Origin of the sequence: Corynebacterium sp. HMSC11E11 (assembly GCF_001807025.1) — a bacterium.
GTDB classification, from domain to species: domain Bacteria; phylum Actinomycetota; class Actinomycetes; order Mycobacteriales; family Mycobacteriaceae; genus Corynebacterium; species Corynebacterium freneyi.
The window spans coordinates 1-15,505 of sequence record NZ_KV787131.1 but is presented as its reverse complement, the minus strand read 5'-3'; the positions used below and the strand labels follow the sequence as shown (position 1 = coordinate 15,505).

The window sequence follows — 15,505 nt, the reverse complement described above, 5'->3', positions numbered from 1 at the left end:
GCTACTCGACGCCGATCTGGGCGAGCTCGACCATGCCGTCGGCGGCGTAGGCCGTGACATCGACGCCCGGCGCGACGTCCTCCAGGCGCAGACGCAGGGCCGTGGCCGCCTCGGGGTCGACGCCGGTGCCCAGCAACACCGTGACCAGTTCGCCGCCGGAGCGCAGCATCAGCTCGACGGTGCGGGTCAGGGCGTCGGCGACGGTGTCGCCCACGACGAGGATGTCCCCGCCGACGGTGGCGAGCACGTCGCCCTTCGCGCACGGGCCGGCGGCGGTGAGCCCGGCGCTCGGTGCCTCGCCGAGGGTGGCGGTGCGCATGCCCGCCGACGCCTCGCTCATGGCGTAGGCGTCGACGGCCAGCGGAATCGTCGGGTCGTGCACGGCGACGGCGGCCAGCCCGTTGGCCAGCGTCGCCGTCGGCAGGATGGTGATCGAATGCCCGCCGGCCTGGGCCGCCAGCTCCACCTGGATGAGCTCCCGGTTGCCGACCAACCCGTTGGGCAGCAGTAGGACGTCGCCGTCGCCGCGCAGACCCGCGATGGCGCCGAGGATCGAACCGACGACGTCGCCGTCCGGCCCCACCGGCGTCGCGCCCGCCGAGGCGAACAGCTCGGAAATCGGACCCGTCGGCGCCACGGCCAGCAGCGACCGCGACGGCGCGGCCCCGTGACCGGCACCGTCGTCGATGACCTCGATGCGGATGTTCTCCGGGCGGCCGTAATCCAGGACGGCCTCGATGACCGCGCCGGCGTCGGTGGAGTGGATGTGCATCATGTGCCGGTCGCCGCCCTCGCCGGCGATGACCAGCGAATTGCCCAGCGAATGCATGGTGGCGCGGAACTCGTCCAGCCGGTCGGCGGCGACGTCGACGAGCAGCATCACCTCCAGCTCGGGGCCCTCCGGCGTGGATGGGGTGACGTGCAGATCGGGTTCTTCGGGGGCCTCGCCGGACACTTCGTCGACGAGCGCGTCGAGAAGCAACACCAGTCCCGCCCCGCCGGCGTCGACGACCCCCGCCTCACGCAGGGCCGGCAGCTGCGACGGCGTGCGCTCGAGGGCCCGGCGAGCGGCGTCGGCCGCGGCGACGATGACGCCGACGAGGTCGTCGGGATTCTCCCGCCCCGCCGCGGCGGAGGCCTGGCGCAGGACCGTGAGAATGGTTCCCTCCACCGGATCGGCGATGGCCCGGTCGACGTGTTCGACTGCGGTGCTCAGGGCCTTCTGCACGTGTTCGCCCCCGAAGCCGCCGGGGGCCGCCGCCTCCGCCAGGGCCCGCAGGACCTGCGACAGGACGGTGCCCGAGTTGCCGCGCGCGCCGCGCACCGCGCCGGTGGCCAGAGCGATGGCGATGTCATGCGCATCGAGGCGCTGATCAGAGGAGCCTTCCGCCGCGGACTCCGCTTCGGCGAGCGCCGCGGACATGGTGGCGGCCATGTTGGAGCCCGTGTCGGAATCGGGGACGGGGAAAACGTTGAGTTCGTTGATTTCCTCGCGGCGCCGGTCCAGGACGGCGACGCAGCGACGCGCCCAGTCGAGCAGGGACGTCCCATCGATGCGGGTGGGCCGGGCGGGCCGGGCGGACGAGGACATGGCGCGCATATTACAGCGTCCAGTCCACCGGCTCGGCTCCCATCGACCGCAGCGCGTCATTGGCGCGGGAAAACGGGCGCGACCCGAAAAAGCCGCGGGACGCGCTCAAGGGCGACGGGTGCGGGGAGCAGATGCACGGCACGTCGCCGAGGAGCCGCTGCGCCGTTTGAGCGTCGCGGCCCCACAGGATCGCCACCAGCGGGGCGTCGCGGCGGGCCAGGGCGCGAATCGCTTCGGCGGTGACCTCCTCCCACCCCTTGCCCCGATGCGAGGCGGGCTTGCCCGGCTGGACGGTGAGGACCCTGTTGAACAAGGCCACCCCGTTGTCCGTCCAGCGCGACAGGTCGCCGTGCTCGGGCGGCGTCAGCCCCAGGTCGGACTCGTATTCGCGGTAGATGTTCGCCAGCGACCGCGGCAACGGCCGCACGTCCGGGTGCACGGAGAAACTCAGCCCCATCGCATGCCCGGGCGTGGGATACGGATCCTGGCCGACGATGAGGACGCGGACGTCGTCGAAAGGCTTGGTGAACGCCCGCAGCACATCCTCGCCCGCCGGCAGGTAACCCCGCCCGGCGGCGTTTTCCGCACGGAGGAAGTCGCCCATCGCATGGATGCGGTCGGCGACGGGCTCCAACGCACGGGCCCACCCGGCCTCCACGGGCAGGGGACGCTGATGCCGATCGGTGACGTCGCCCATCAGAAGCTCACCCATCCCCCGCGCAACCACGGCTCGCGGCCGTCGACGGACACCGGCAGCCCCCGGTCACGGTGGACCGTGCCGATGCGACGGAATCCCGTCGGCGGCTCCCCCGGCGTCGTGCCCAGCAGCGTGTGATCCTCCCCGCCGGCGAGCACCCAGCGCCACGGGTCGGTGTCGAGGCAATCGGCGGCGGCCATGAGCAATTCCGACGGGGCGACGGCGGTTTCGTCGACGTCGATGGTGACGTTCGACGCCTCCGCGATCGCGGTCAGGTCGACGACGAGGCCATCCGAGTTATCGGTCAGGGCGTTGACGCCTGCGGCACGCGCCACCGGGCCCCGCCCGTAGGCGAAATCGGGGACCAGGTGGGCGTCGACGAGCTCCCGGAACTTCTCCGGCACCGCCGACGGCGACCCGTACCGCTTCAACATGTCCAGGCCCGCGCCGGAATGCCCGATGCGGCCGGCGGCGATGACCGCATCACCGGGACGCGCCGCCGAGCGCACCAGGGGCCGGCCGGGGCCGCCGAGCTCGCCCATCGCGGTGATGGAGATGACCAGCGACGAGCCGCCGACGACATCGCCGCCGACGAGTTCCGCGGCGCACTTGCGCCCCTGCTCCCGCAGTCCCCGCGCGATGCCGCGCACCACGTCGAGGTGCGTGTCCTCCGGGACCGACAGGCTCATGAGGATCGCCGTCGGGCGTGCCCCCATCGCCTCGATGTCGGCGAAATTCTGCACGGCGGCCTTCGCCCCCACCTGCTCGGGGGTGGACCAGTCCAGGGAGAAGTGACGGCCCTCGACGAGCATGTCCGTCGACGCGATGTACCGGGCGTTGGGGGTCGTCATGGACAGCACCGCGGCATCGTCGCCGTTTCGGGCCGAAGGCGCGGCTTCCCGGATGGCGGCGATGACGGCGTGCTCGCCGGCCTCTCCAACTGTCGTCATGGTTTGGGGTCACCGTTCCTTCCGCGGCGCCCTGATCCGCCGGGGAGGCCGCGGGGCGGCGCATCGCCCGGGGCGGGGGCGAAGTAGACTTTTCCCACATGGGAGAAAACGTTCAGGCTCAGGGTAACCGGCGCCGTGCGGGCATCGCACTGGCCCTCGCGGTACTGCTCACTTTCGGCGTGATCATCGGGGCGAAACTGTTCCAGGATGACCAGGCCCGCAACCCGGTGCTGCTGTCGTCGCTGGAGATGCCGGACAACGATTCCCCAAGGTGCGCTGAGCTTCTTGATCGTCTTCCGGATCGCCTCGACGGCCTGGTGCGCGCCGAACTCGCCGACCCCGCCCCCAAGGGCGCGGCGGTGTGGCGCAACACCGCGGACGAGCGGGTGACGCTGCGCTGCGGCGCGGACGTGCCGGTGCAGTACACCGAGCTGTCGGTGACCGAAGAGGTCGACGGCGTGAAGTGGATCCGCGTCGACGACGCCACCGCCGGCTCCGACCTGGCTACGTGGTTTTCCGTGGGCCGCACGCCCGTCGTCGCCGTGACGGCCAACTCCGATCGCGCCGACGCCATCGACGACCTGTCGAAGGCGCTGCTCCCCGACTCCGAGGTCGGCGGCGCCCACGAACCGAATCCCGTGCCCCTGACCGACCTGGCCGCCGACGAGGCCGACGAGCGCTGCTCCGCCCTGCTGGCGGCCCTGCCGACGAAGATCGGCGAACGCACCCGCGTCGACGACGCCGACCTGCCGGCCGGATCGATGGTGTGGGTCGACGACCGCGGCAGCATCGTGTCGCTGCGCTGCGGCGTCGGCGAGCCGGAGGGCTACGCCGACACCGAGGAGCAGCTGACCCAGATCAACGACATCGTGTGGTTCGCGGAGCCGTCGATGTCCTTCGGCGACGTGGGCACCTGGTACGCGATGGGCCGCGAGCGGTTCGTCGCCGTCCACCTTCCGGTCGCCGAGGCGTCGGGCGTGCTGCCCGCCTTCTCCGACATGATCGCGGCGAACCTGGAGAACACCTCGCCCAGCGAAGAGTAGGGCTACCTCCGGGCGACGAGGGCGCGCCGGACGAGGGTGTCCAGCAGCTCCGCGTAGGCGACGCCGGATGCGGCGAACATCTGCGGGTACATGGAGATCGGCGTGAACCCGGGCATGGTGTTGACCTCGTTGAGCACCGGCCCGTCGGCGGTGACGAAGAAGTCGACGCGGGTCAGGCCGTCGCAGCCCAGCGAACGGAACACCTGCTTCGACAACGTCTGCAGCTGCTCGATGGTCTCGGCGGGAAGCTGGGCGGGGATCTGCGCGGTGACGACGTCGTCGAGGTACTTGGTGTCGAAGCCGTAGAAACCCTCGTCGGAGTCTTCGGTGCCGGCCAGCAGCGCCGGGACCGACGCCACCAGCTCGCCGTCGGGCCGCTGCAGCACGCCGCATTCGACCTCGGCGCCGACGATGCCCTTTTCCACGAGCACCTTCGCGTCGTGGGCGCGGGCCAGCTCCAGCGCCGCGTCGAACTCGTCCCACGAATCGACCTTGGAAATGCCGATCGACGATCCGCCGCGCGCCGGCTTGACGAACACCGGCAGCCCCAGACGGTCGCGGTCGGCCTCGCCCAGTTCCTCGCCGTCGAGGAGCACGACCTGCTCGCCGACGGGAATGCCGCCGGCGACGGCGAGGTTCTTGGTGCGTTCCTTGTCCATGCCCGCCGCCGACGCCAGCACGCCGGGCCCGACGAACGGGATGCGCGACAGTTCGAGCAGGCCCTGGATGGTGCCGTCCTCGCCATTGGGTCCGTGGAGCACGGGGAACACCACGTCGACGACGTCGTGAAGCTCGCCCGCGCGCGGCCCCGCGACGTGGCGCAACTCGCCGGCGCGCTTCGGGTCGGCGGACAGCTGCAGCTCGTCGCCGCCCTCGGCGACGTCGGGGACCTGCGGCAACTCGCGGCCGTGCTTGCTCAGCGCCTCCGGATCCGACGTGCCCGGGGTCCACGTGCCGTCGCGGGTGATGCCGACGGGAACGATGCGGTACGTGGCGGCGTCGAGGTGCGCCATGATGGCACCGGCCGACACGCAGGACACGTTGTGTTCGGGGCTCGCGCCGCCGTAGAGGACGGCGACGGCAATGCGGTCATCGGTGCGCTGTGCGGGCGAAGTCATGGTTTCGCATCCTACCCCCGGGCCCGGATGCGTCCGCCTTCGCGGCACGGATTGCTTGACGACGCCGACGCGGAGGTCATTCCGCCTTGCGGGATCGTCCCATCAACGCGCGAATCATCTCTTCGACGGACTGGCCGCGGTGGCAGACTGCGTGGACGGCTTCGGTGATGGGCATCTCCACCCCGTGTTCGTGGGCGAGCTCGCGGACCGACATCGACGAGATGACGCCCTCGGCGACCTGGCCGCGGGTGGCGTGCTGGGCCTCTTCCACCGTGTCGCCGCGGCCCATGCGCTCGCCGAAGGTGCGGTTGCGCGACAGCGGCGACGAACACGTGGCCACCAGGTCGCCGAGGCCGGCCAGACCGGAGAAGGTCTTCTGCTGCGCGCCGGCGGCGACGCCCAGGCGGGTGATCTCCGCCAGGCCGCGGGTGATGATCGTCGCCAGGGTGTTCTCCCCCAGCCCCTGCCCGGTGGCCATGCCGCAGGCCAACGCGATGACGTTCTTGCAGGCGCCGCCGATCTCGCAGCCGACGACGTCGGGGTTGGTGTACGGGCGGAAGTAGCCGGTGGCCACCGCCGCCTGGACGAGCTGGGCGCGGGTGACGTCGGTGCACGCGATGACGGTCGCGGCGGGCTGACCCGCGGCGATCTCACGCGCCAGGTTCGGCCCCGACAGCACCGCGACCCGTTCCTCGGGGACCTCGGCGACCTCGGTGATGACCTCGCTCATGCGCTTGTGGGACTCGCGCTCGATGCCCTTGGCCAAACTCAGCAACGTCGCCTGCGGGTCGATGAGATCGCGCCACACCGCCAGGTTGCCGCGCAGCGTCTGCGACGGCACGCCCAACACCACGATGTCGGCGCCGTCGAGCGTGGCCGCGGCGTCGTCGGAGGCCGCGATGTTCTCCGGCAACACCACCCCGGGCAGGTAATCGGAGTTTTCGCGCGTGGCCTGGATCCGCTCGGCCTGCTCGCCGCGGCGGGCCCACAACCGCACCGGGTTGCCCGCGTCGGCGAAGACCTTGGCCAGAGTCGTTCCCCACGAACCAGCGCCCATCACGGCAACGCTCACCATCGTCGGCTCCTTCCCCATCGTTTCGCGCGGGTCGATCCCGGGCACCCGCCGTCGTCGTAAAGCCTAGCCATGCCGGACGGCGATCGCGTTCGGGAGGTGAGCCACCTGGGCCGGGGTTATGCTTGATCGACAGCAATCCCCGTCCGCCGCACAGGAGTCGCAGCCCCATGACGATGCACGAAAACGACAAGGACAAGGTCAACGACCAGAGCCTGACGGGGCGACTGCGCGAGATCGGCGTCGAACCCGGCGAAGGCGTGCCCAAGCCGACCTACGCCGCCGGCGCCGTGCTGTGGCGCGGAGACGCGGCGAACCCCGAAATCGGCATCATCCACCGCCCCGGCTACGACGACTGGTCGCTGCCCAAGGGCAAGCTCGACCCGGGCGAAAACCTGCCCATGACCGCCGAACGCGAAATCCGCGAGGAAACCGGCTACACCGTGCGCCTGGGCAAGCTGCTGGGCAACGTCAGCTACCCGGTCACCGGCCGCACGAAACTCGTCTGGTACTGGACCGCGGAAGTCCTCGACGGCGAGTTCGAACCGAATGCCGAGGTCGACGAACTGCGCTGGGTGAGCTTCGACGACGCCGCCGACCTGCTGACCTACGATCTCGACGTCGACGTGCTCAACAAGGCCCGCAAGCGCCTGGGCACCGAACCCGACACCCGCATCATCTACGTCCGCCACGGCCGCGCCCACAACCGCAAGAACTGGGCCGGCGACGACAACCTGCGCCCCCTCGACAAGAAGGGCCGCCGCCAGGCGGAACTGCTCGTGCCCGGACTGCTGCCCTTCCGCCCCGAGCGCGTGTACTCGGCCGAACCGGTGCGCTGCATCCACACCGTCGAGCCCCTGGCGTCGGAAATGGGCGTCGACGTCGTCGTCGACGAACTCTTCGGCGACAATGCCTCCATTGCCCGCATGGTCGACGCGCAGCGCCGCTTCATGGACGTCGTCGCCGAGGGCGGCGTGTCCGTGATTTGCGCCCAGGGCACCGTCATCCCCGACACCATCGCGTGGCTGTCGGCCAAGGGCACCCTGCCCATCGAGGACATCCCCTGCAAGAAGGGCTCCGCCTGGGTGCTGGGCTTCAACGACGGCGTGCTGACCACCGCCGACTACTACGCCAGCGCGCTGCCGGTGAAGTAACGCTGCGGGTCAGCCGCGGAAGCCCGTGTGCGAGGAGGTGCGGCGCACGGAGATGCCGGCGTCGTCGGTGAGGCCCTCCTTGACCACGGCGCGGAAGTAATTGCCGGGCCGAAACGCGGGGCTGCGCGTCGCCGGGACCTCGATGGTCTCGCCCGTGTGCGGGTTGCGAGCGGTACGCGGGGCGCGCTGACGCGATTCGAAGGTGCCGAAGCCCATGATGGTGACGGATTCACCCTGCGCCACCGACCGCACGATGATGTCGAGGGTGCCCTCGATCGCCGCGGCGGCGTCGGCCTGGTTGATGTCGAGCTTGTCTGCCAGTTCGGCGACGAGGTCGGCCTTGTTCATCGCGGATGACCTCCGGTGGCTTCGAGGTGGGCATGCGGGCGCGGGCATCGACGTTCGGAAAATCATCGGCTCATGGTGCTGCCGTGATTGCGTTTCCGGGCCGTGATTCCCTCCTCAACTTAACCGCGCATGCGAAAGGGCGCCACGCGAGCGTGGCGCCCTCACCCCGTCCCGACCAGGGGATTTACTGCAGCGTACGAGGCTTGTGAGAGGGGCGGGATTCCTCAAAAGCGTTAATCTCGGCCTCATTTCGCAGAGTCAGCGAAATGTCGTCGAGGCCCTCGCGAAGACGCCAACGGGTGTAGTCGTCGACGTCGAACGGCAGCACCGTGTCGCCGGCGGTGACCGTGCGCGCCTCGAGGTCGACGGTGAGCTCCAGCCCGGGTTCCTCCTCGAGCTTCTTCCACAGCAGCTCGACGTCGGACTGCTCCATCTGCGCGGCCAGCAGACCGGCCTTGCCGGCGTTGCCGCGGAAGATGTCGGCGAAACGCGACGAGATGACCACGCGGAAGCCGTAGTCCATCAGCGCCCAGACGGCGTGCTCGCGCGACGACCCGGTGCCGAAGTCCGGGCCCGCGACCAGCACGGAACCCTTGGCGTACACGGGGCGGTTGAGCACGAACTCGGGCTCGTTGTTGCGCCAGTTGCTGAACAGGCCGTCTTCGAAGCCCGTGCGCGTCACGCGCTTGAGGTAGACCGCCGGGATGATCTGGTCGGTGTCGACGTTGGAGCGCCGCAGCGGCACGCCGACACCGGTGTGGGTGGTGAACTTCTCCATTTTCGCGGTTCCTTTCGGAGTACGTGTCGGTGTGCGTGCGTCAGAGATCTTCCGGCGACGCCAGATGACCGGCGACGGCGGAGGCGGCGGCGACGGCCGGGCTGACCAGGTGGGTGCGGCCGCCCTTGCCCTGGCGGCCCTCGAAGTTGCGGTTCGAGGTGGACGCGCAGCGCTGGCCCGGCTCGAGCTGGTCGGGGTTCATGCCCAGGCACATGGAGCAGCCCGGCTGACGCCACTCGGCGCCGGCGGCGGTGAACACGGCGTCGAGGCCCTCGGCCTCGGCGAGCTCGCGGACTCGGGCGGAGCCCGGCACGATGAGCATCTGGACGCCGTCGGCAACCTTACGGTCCTTCAGCACGTCGGCGACGGCGCGCATGTCCTCGATGCGTCCGTTGGTGCAGGAGCCGACGAAGACGACGTCGACGGGAACCTCGCGCATCGGCGTGCCGGGCTCGAGGTCCATGTACTCCAGGGCGCGCTCGGCGGCGAGGCGCTCGTCCTCGTCGGAGATGAGCTCCGGGTCCGGCACGGCCTCGCCCAGGGGGACGCCCTGCCCGGGGTTGGTGCCCCAGGTGACGAACGGGGTCAGGGCGGAGCCGTCGATGTCGACGACGGTGTCGAACTCGGCGTCGACATCGGTGACCAGCGAGTCCCAGTACTCGACGGCGGCGTCCCACTCCTCGCCCTGCGGGGCGTGGGGGCGGCCCTTGAGGTACTCGTACGTGGTGGCGTCGGGGGCGATCATGCCCGCGCGGGCGCCGGCCTCGATGGACATGTTGCAAATGGTCATGCGGGCTTCCATCGACAGTTTCTCGATGGCCTCGCCGCGGTACTCGATGACGTGGCCCTGCCCGCCGCCGGTGCCGATCTTGGCGATGATCGCCAGGATCAGGTCCTTGGCGGTCACCCCCGGGCGCAGCTCGCCGGAGACGTTGACGGCCATGGTCTTGAACGGCTTGAGCGGCAGCGTCTGGGTGGCCAGGACGTGCTCGACCTCGGAGGTGCCGATGCCGAACGCCATGGCACCGAACGCGCCGTGGGTTGCGGTGTGCGAGTCGCCGCAGACGACGGTGGTGCCCGGCTGGGTCAGGCCCAGCTGGGGGCCGACGACGTGGACGATGCCCTGCTCACGGTCGCCCATCGGGTGGAGGCGAATGCCGAACTCCTCGGCGTTCTTGCGCAGCGTCGCGATCTGCGTGCGCGACGTCGGCTCCTTGATGAGCTCGATCGCGCCGCCGCCGGCGCCGTCGGTGGGCACGTTATGGTCTTCGGTGGCGATGGTGAGGTCCGGGCGGCGGACCTTGCGGCCGGCCAGGCGCAGGCCGTCGAAGGCCTGGGGCGACGTCACCTCGTGGACGAGGTGCAGGTCGATGTAGATGAGGTCGGGTTCACCGTTTTCGCCCGGCTTGACGACATGGTCGCGCCACACCTTCTCGGCGAGCGTCTTCGGGCTGGCGTCCGTGGTGCTCATGGTCACCTCTCGGGTCGTGATTGGGCTGCTGTGTCATCCTCGGATCCGGGTCACCGGGCCGGGGTGGCGGCTCCGATCCTTACGTCCCAGATCGTGGGATGTTAATATCATGGCATGGGACAGACTAGCACAGCCGACGTGGCCCCGATGAGCGGGATCAAGGTCCTCGACCGGTCCGTTCTCATCCTCACAACGGTCGCCGCAGGCCCCTGCACGCTCGCCGAGTTGTGCGAGCGCACCGACCTTCCGCGGGCCACCGCACACCGCCTGGCCACCGCACTCGAGGTGCACCGCCTGGTCACCCGCACGCCCGACGGCCGCTGGACCACGGGCCCGGGACTGACGGACCTGACGCCGGTCACCTCCGACCTGCTCGCCGACGCCGCCGCCCACGTCCTTCCCCGGCTCATGGAGACCACGGGCGAATCCGTGCAGCTCTACCGTCTCACGGGCGACACCCGCACCTGCATCGCCTCCCTCGAACCGCCGACGGGCCTGCGCAACACGGTGCCGGTCGGTTCGCGCATGCCGCTGTCGGCCGGTTCGGCGGCGAAGATCCTCCTGGCCTACGGCCCCGCCGGTTTGGCCGAACGCGTGTTGCCCGAGGCGGACTTCGATGCGGAGGAGTTGGCGGACGTCGCAAAGCAGGGATGGGCCGAGTCCATGGGCGAGCGCGACCCTGCCCTGGCCAGCGTCTCCGCCCCCGTCCGCGACGGCACCGGCGAGATCGTGGCAGTGCTGTCCATTTCGGGTCCCGTCGAGCGCCTGTCGCCGTCGCCGTACGCGGCGTGGGGCCGCGAGGTGCTCGCCGCTGCGGCCGACATGGAGAAGCGGCTGTAGTGTCCGCCTCCCCCGCGTACCGGCATTTCGTCCTCGGCTTGTCGACGTTGGCCGCCGTCGGCTCCTCCGTCGTCCACATGGGCACGCCGTTTCTCATTCCGGCGCTGACGGCATCGGGCCTGTCGCTGCCCGCTGCGGGGTTGATCGCGGCGATGCCGGCGGCGGGCATCGTGTTCACGCTCATCGCGTGGGGCTGGTTCGTCGACGTCTTCGGCGAGCGCGCCGCCCTGTCGTTGGGCCTGGGGTCGACGGCCGCGATGACCGGCGTTGCCGCGTGGGCCTCCGGCGGCGGTCCCGCGTTGCTCGCCGGTGCCCTGTTCCTCGCCGGTTGCGCCGCGGCGTCGGTGAACTCGGCGTCGGGGCGCGTGGTGTCGGGCTGGTACCCGCCGTCGCAGCGCGGCACGGCGATGGGCATCCGGCAGATGGCGCAGCCGCTGGGCTCGGCCCTGTCTGCCGTGACGCTGCCGGTGTTGGCCGCCGCCCACGGCATCCGCGCCGCGCTGATCTTCGCAGCCGTGCTGTGCGGGGTGCTGGCGGTGGCCTGTCTGCTGGGCATCAAGGATCCGCCGCGCCCGGAGTCGGGTTCGGCCGACCATGCGGCGGCCGCGGTGAGCCCGTACCGGGGTTCGGGGTACCTGGTGCGCATTCACGTCGCCTCGGCGCTGTTGTCGTGGCCGCAGTCGATGATGGGGTCGTTCATCTTGGTGTGGCTCATCGCGCGGGGCCATTCGGAGGTGTCCGCGGGCGTCATCGTCATGGTGGCGCAGTTGTGCGGGGCGGGGTCGCGTGCCGCGATGGGCTTCATTTCCGACCGGGCGCGGTCGCGTCTGCGTCCGTACCGGCACGTCGCCTGCGTCACGCTGGGCTTGCTGGTGCTCATGTCGCTTTTCGACGGCTTGGGCGCGGGCTGGACGGCCGGGGCCTCCGAGACGTCCGGCGCGGATGCGTTCGCCGCTTCCCCCCTGGGCATCATGGCGACGATCGTCATCGGCGCCGTGGCCGTCGCATCGGTGTCGCCGAATGGCCTGGCTTTCACGGCCGTGGCCGAGTACGCCGGTCCCCTGTGGTCCGGCCGCGCCCTGGGCACGCAGAACACGTTCCAGAACATCATCTACGCCGCCACTCCCCCAGCCGCCGGCGCGATCGTCGCGGCGGTGGGTTTTCCCGCGCTGTTCGCGGTCACGGCGCTGTTCCCGGCCGCGGCGCTGGCGGTGGCGCCGCGTGACGACGAGAACCGCCACGTGACCCTCGACCCCTGACGCGCGCCCCCGGATTAGGCTGAACGCCATGGAGCTCACGGACCTCAGCGACAGCGCGCAGAATTACCTGAAGACCCTGTGGACGCTGTCCGAATGGTCGGGCGCGCCGGTGCCGCCGTCCGAGGTGGCGGCCCACCTGGGGCTGCGCCCGTCGTCGGTGTCGGACCAGATCCGGCGCCTGCGGGAACAGTCACTCGTCGAGCACGCGCCCTACGGCGCCGTGTCGCTCACCCCGGAGGGCCGGCGGTTGGCGCTGCAGATGGTGCGCCGGCACCGGCTCGTGGAGACGTTCCTCGCCGAAGTGCTCTGCTACCCCTGGGACGAAGTCCACGAGGACGCCGACCGGCTCGAGCACGCCGTCTCCGACCGCATGCTGGAACGCCTCAACGAATACCTGGGGTCGCCCGCCCACGACCCCCACGGGGACCCCATCCCCGGGCCCGACGGCGACCTGGGCGATCGCGGTGATCGCCCGCTGACGTCGTCGCGGATCGGCGAGGCCATCGAGATCACGCGGATCAGGGACGCCGACCCCGCCCTGCTGCGCCATCTGGGCGCGCGGGGCGTGGTGCCCGGGGCGGGGTTCACGATCTCCGACGACGGGGCGTCGTCGGGCGTCATCGCCCTGGAACCGGCCTCGCCGGAGGGCGGCGCCGTCGCGGTGTCCGTCGACGTGGCGGAATCCATCCGCATCGCCGCGCCGCGCGGCTGACCCTCAGGCGGGCATGGTCGCCCAGTACGCGCGGTCGTGATGGACCAGCGGCGGGCGGCGGTTGCCCGGGATGTGGGTCTCGGTGGCCCTGCACAGCAGCAGCCTCGACTCCCCGACCGGGACGATCGTGAGGATTTCCGCGCTCATCCAGCCGTTGGAGCCCTCGATCAGCGGCAGGCCGTCCGCCGTCGGCCTCCAGTTCACGCCGCGGAAACGGTCGACGCCGGAGGTCGAGAAGAGGCGTGCCACGGCTTGCTGGCCGGAGGACAGCGCATGGACGATGAGCCGCCCGGTCGCATCCACGGCGGGCCACGATGATGAGCCCGCCTGCATGGAGATGGTGAACACCGCCGGATCGAGGGACACCGACGCGACGGACGACGCGGTGAAGCCCACCGGCCGCCCATCGGGGTCGACCGTGGTGATCACCCACACCCCGGCCGCGCAGCCGCGGAAGAACGTTCGCAGCCCCTCGCCGAAATGATTGGTTTCCGGGTTCATCGCCCTCCAGCCACCCGGGTCCCGGCCTTCGGCCCGGAACGCAGGGAATGCACTTCCTCGATGTGGATGACCACCGCGTGCTTCGGTTCGCCCATGCCGTTGGCCGCGGCGAACGCCAGGCAATCGTCCCACGCCGGGCCGTCGTCATGCAGTTCCGCGCGGCCGAGGAAGCGGTAGCCGTCGAGGTTCGGGCGGTCGATGACCGCCACCGCGACGGGCGAACCGGCCCTGATGTTCTCCAGGTGCTGCCCGCCGGTGTTCTCGTTGTAGATCAGGGCATCGTCGCCGTACGCGCGCAGCGATCGCTTCGGCCCGACGTTGGGCCGCTCGCCGTCGGTGACGGTCGCCAGGATGGGCAGCTGCTCGGACAGCATTTCTCGCATGCTCTCGTCGATGAGCGCCATGTGACTACTCCTTCTCCCGCTCGAGCGGGATTGATTGATCGGTGCACCACACTCTAAACTACGGTGCTACGTACTTCAATATTCGGCCTACCAGAAAGGGATGAATGGGACTCATCGTCTACTTCTCATCCGCATCGGAGAACACGCGGCGCTTCGTCGAGAAAGTGGGGCTCGAGGCAGTGCGCATACCGCTCGCCCCGAAAGACCCGCCACTGCGCGTCAGGCGCCCGTACGTCCTGATCACCCCGACCTACGGGGGCGGCGCACTGCGGCACGCGGTGCCGAAACAGGTGATCCGGTTCCTCAACGACCCGGACAATCGCGCGCTCATCCGCGGCGTCATCACCTCCGGCAACACCAACTTCGGCGAGGCGTTCTGCTGCGCCGGCCCGATCATCTCCGCGAAATGCGGGGTCCCGGAGCTCTTCCACTTCGAGCTGCTGGGCACCGACCACGACGTTGACGTCGTCCGCGCGGGCCTCGCCGACTTCTGGGCCACCGCAGCCCGCACCCACCCGACCAACGACCACACGAAGGACCACGCGACCCCATGATCGACATCACCCCGCCGGAATGGCGCCCCGGAGACACCCGCCCGCTGCGCCCGATCAACTGGAACCGGCTGCAGGACGACAAGGATCTGGAGATCTGGCAGCGCCTGACCGCCAACTTCTGGCTGCCGGAAAAGGTGCCGCTATCCAACGACCTCCCGAAATGGCGGCAGATGGAGCAGCGCGAGCGGGACCTGACCGTCCGCGTCTTCACCGGGCTGACCCTGTTGGACACGGTGCAGGCGACCGTCGGCGAAGTCAGCCAGATCCCCGACGCCCGCACGGAGCACGAGCAGGCCGTCTACGCGAACATCGCGTTCATGCAGGCCGTCCACGCGCGGAGCTACTCATCGGTGTTCTCCACCATGTGCTCGACGGCCGAAATCGACGACGCCTACGCATGGGCCACCGCCAATCCCCTGCTCCAGGTCCGTGCGACGGCGGTGATGGCCCACTACCGCGGGCCCGACCCGCTGAAGCGCAAGGCGGCCGCGACGCTGCTGTCGTCACTGCTGCTGTACGCGGGCTTCTACCTGCCGTTGCGTTTCTCCTCGAGGGGCGTGATGATGAACACCGCCGACATGATCCGCCTGATCCTGCGCGACAAGGCCGTCCACGGTTACTACTCCGGCTACAAGTACCAGCGCGGCCTGGAGGCTCATCCGGAGCGGCGGGCGGAAATGGAGGATTTCACCTTGGGCCTCGTGGAAGAACTGCTCGCCATGGAGAAGGCCTATTCTTCCGAGCTTTACGACGGCTTCGAGATGATCGACGGAGTCATGGCATTCGTCCATTACAACGCCGACAAGGCCCTGATGAACCTCGGGTACCGCCCCCAGTACGAGGTCGAGGCCGCGAAGGTGGAACCGGAAATTCTCGCCGCTCTCGCGCCGGATTCGGCGGAAACCCATGACTTCTTCTCGGGCTCGGGCTCGTCGTACGTGATCGGCCGGGCCGAGGAGACCGACGACGGCGACTGGGCCTTCTAGGTGTACCCGGCCATCAGGTTGGTAGCA

The 15,505-nt window shown here is 70.1% G+C and carries 17 protein-coding genes; 7 read left to right on the top strand and 10 right to left on the bottom strand.

The genetic code is table 11. The annotated features are described in order from the left end of the window. Position 1 precedes the first annotated feature (1 nt). The 3 genes from HMPREF3121_RS04390 to HMPREF3121_RS04380 are packed head-to-tail and all read right to left on the bottom strand — an operon-like array spanning position 2 to position 3,238. On the bottom strand, positions 2-1,591 hold the full coding sequence (locus tag HMPREF3121_RS04390; protein ID WP_083291278.1) for a DAK2 domain-containing protein: 1,590 nt from the start codon (positions 1,589-1,591) through the stop codon (positions 2-4). A 10-nt stretch (positions 1,592-1,601) separates the two neighbouring features. After that, positions 1,602-2,288, bottom strand: a complete 687-nt coding sequence (locus tag HMPREF3121_RS04385) for a uracil-DNA glycosylase (protein WP_070520197.1) — start codon at positions 2,286-2,288, stop codon at positions 1,602-1,604. Then, on the bottom strand, positions 2,288-3,238 hold the full coding sequence (locus HMPREF3121_RS04380) for a thiamine-phosphate kinase (RefSeq protein ID WP_070520195.1): 951 nt from the start codon (positions 3,236-3,238) through the stop codon (positions 2,288-2,290). The genes HMPREF3121_RS04385 and HMPREF3121_RS04380 overlap by 1 nt, the downstream gene beginning before the upstream one ends. Positions 3,239-3,336: 98 nt before the next feature. On the opposite strand from HMPREF3121_RS04380, the gene HMPREF3121_RS04375 reads away from it, so the two are divergent. After that, positions 3,337-4,281, top strand: coding sequence for a DUF3515 domain-containing protein (locus HMPREF3121_RS04375; protein ID WP_070520194.1), 945 nt, complete (start codon positions 3,337-3,339; stop codon positions 4,279-4,281). A 2-nt stretch (positions 4,282-4,283) separates the two neighbouring features. On the opposite strand, the gene HMPREF3121_RS04370 is transcribed toward HMPREF3121_RS04375, so the two are convergent. Both HMPREF3121_RS04370 and HMPREF3121_RS04365 read right to left on the bottom strand, forming a co-directional pair. Beyond that, positions 4,284-5,399 carry a D-alanine--D-alanine ligase family protein gene (locus HMPREF3121_RS04370; RefSeq protein ID WP_070520192.1) on the bottom strand — a complete coding sequence of 372 codons (1,116 nt, stop codon included), beginning with the start codon at positions 5,397-5,399 and terminating at the stop codon, positions 4,284-4,286. A 76-nt stretch (positions 5,400-5,475) separates the two neighbouring features. After that, positions 5,476-6,474 carry an NAD(P)H-dependent glycerol-3-phosphate dehydrogenase gene (locus HMPREF3121_RS04365; RefSeq protein ID WP_070520357.1) on the bottom strand — a complete coding sequence of 333 codons (999 nt, stop codon included), beginning with the start codon at positions 6,472-6,474 and terminating at the stop codon, positions 5,476-5,478. Positions 6,475-6,647: 173 nt separating this feature from the next. Here HMPREF3121_RS04365 and HMPREF3121_RS04360 point away from each other — a divergent pair, with 173 nt between their 5' ends. Further along, entirely contained in the window at positions 6,648-7,625 is a 978-nt protein-coding gene (locus HMPREF3121_RS04360; protein WP_083291277.1) for an NUDIX hydrolase, read from the top strand. A 9-nt stretch (positions 7,626-7,634) separates the two neighbouring features. Here HMPREF3121_RS04360 and HMPREF3121_RS04355 read toward each other — a convergent pair whose 3' ends face one another. The 3 genes from HMPREF3121_RS04355 to leuC form a co-directional block, all read right to left on the bottom strand. Next, positions 7,635-7,973 carry an HU family DNA-binding protein gene (locus HMPREF3121_RS04355; protein WP_070520189.1) on the bottom strand — a complete coding sequence of 113 codons (339 nt, stop codon included), beginning with the start codon at positions 7,971-7,973 and terminating at the stop codon, positions 7,635-7,637. Between the two features lie 184 nt (positions 7,974-8,157). Beyond that, a complete protein-coding gene (leuD, locus tag HMPREF3121_RS04350) occupies positions 8,158-8,751 on the bottom strand; it encodes a 3-isopropylmalate dehydratase small subunit (protein WP_070520187.1) in 594 nt (197 codons plus the stop codon). A gap of 40 nt (positions 8,752-8,791) precedes the next feature. Continuing rightward, positions 8,792-10,222 carry a 3-isopropylmalate dehydratase large subunit gene (leuC, locus tag HMPREF3121_RS04345; protein ID WP_070520354.1) on the bottom strand — a complete coding sequence of 477 codons (1,431 nt, stop codon included), beginning with the start codon at positions 10,220-10,222 and terminating at the stop codon, positions 8,792-8,794. 114 nt (positions 10,223-10,336) lie between these two features. Here leuC and HMPREF3121_RS04340 point away from each other — a divergent pair, with 114 nt between their 5' ends. The 3 genes from HMPREF3121_RS04340 to HMPREF3121_RS04330 are packed head-to-tail and all read left to right on the top strand — an operon-like array spanning position 10,337 to position 13,033. Next, a complete protein-coding gene (locus HMPREF3121_RS04340; protein ID WP_070520185.1) occupies positions 10,337-11,062 on the top strand; it encodes an IclR family transcriptional regulator in 726 nt (241 codons plus the stop codon). Beyond that, positions 11,062-12,321 carry an MFS transporter gene (locus HMPREF3121_RS04335; RefSeq protein WP_070520184.1) on the top strand — a complete coding sequence of 420 codons (1,260 nt, stop codon included), beginning with the start codon at positions 11,062-11,064 and terminating at the stop codon, positions 12,319-12,321. The genes HMPREF3121_RS04340 and HMPREF3121_RS04335 overlap by 1 nt, the downstream gene beginning before the upstream one ends. Before the next feature lie 28 nt (positions 12,322-12,349). After that, entirely contained in the window at positions 12,350-13,033 is a 684-nt protein-coding gene (locus HMPREF3121_RS04330) for a metal-dependent transcriptional regulator (RefSeq protein WP_070520182.1), read from the top strand. 3 nt (positions 13,034-13,036) lie between these two features. On the opposite strand, the gene HMPREF3121_RS04325 is transcribed toward HMPREF3121_RS04330, so the two are convergent. Next, positions 13,037-13,534 carry a flavin reductase family protein gene (locus HMPREF3121_RS04325; protein WP_070520180.1) on the bottom strand — a complete coding sequence of 166 codons (498 nt, stop codon included), beginning with the start codon at positions 13,532-13,534 and terminating at the stop codon, positions 13,037-13,039. Further along, the gene (locus HMPREF3121_RS04320) at positions 13,531-13,938 is read right to left on the bottom strand and encodes a pyridoxamine 5'-phosphate oxidase family protein (RefSeq protein WP_035122131.1); all 408 of its coding nucleotides are present in this window, start codon (positions 13,936-13,938) and stop codon (positions 13,531-13,533) included. Before HMPREF3121_RS04320 ends, HMPREF3121_RS04325 begins: the two co-directional genes overlap by 4 nt. Before the next feature lie 104 nt (positions 13,939-14,042). Between HMPREF3121_RS04320 and nrdI the strand changes: the two genes are divergently transcribed. Further along, entirely contained in the window at positions 14,043-14,492 is a 450-nt protein-coding gene (nrdI, locus tag HMPREF3121_RS04315) for a class Ib ribonucleoside-diphosphate reductase assembly flavoprotein NrdI (RefSeq protein WP_035122129.1), read from the top strand. After that, positions 14,489-15,478 (top strand): class 1b ribonucleoside-diphosphate reductase subunit beta, encoded by a 990-nt coding sequence (nrdF, locus tag HMPREF3121_RS04310; RefSeq protein WP_070520179.1) that lies wholly within the window; start codon positions 14,489-14,491, stop codon positions 15,476-15,478. The genes nrdI and nrdF overlap by 4 nt, the downstream gene beginning before the upstream one ends. Positions 15,479-15,505 lie beyond the last annotated feature (27 nt).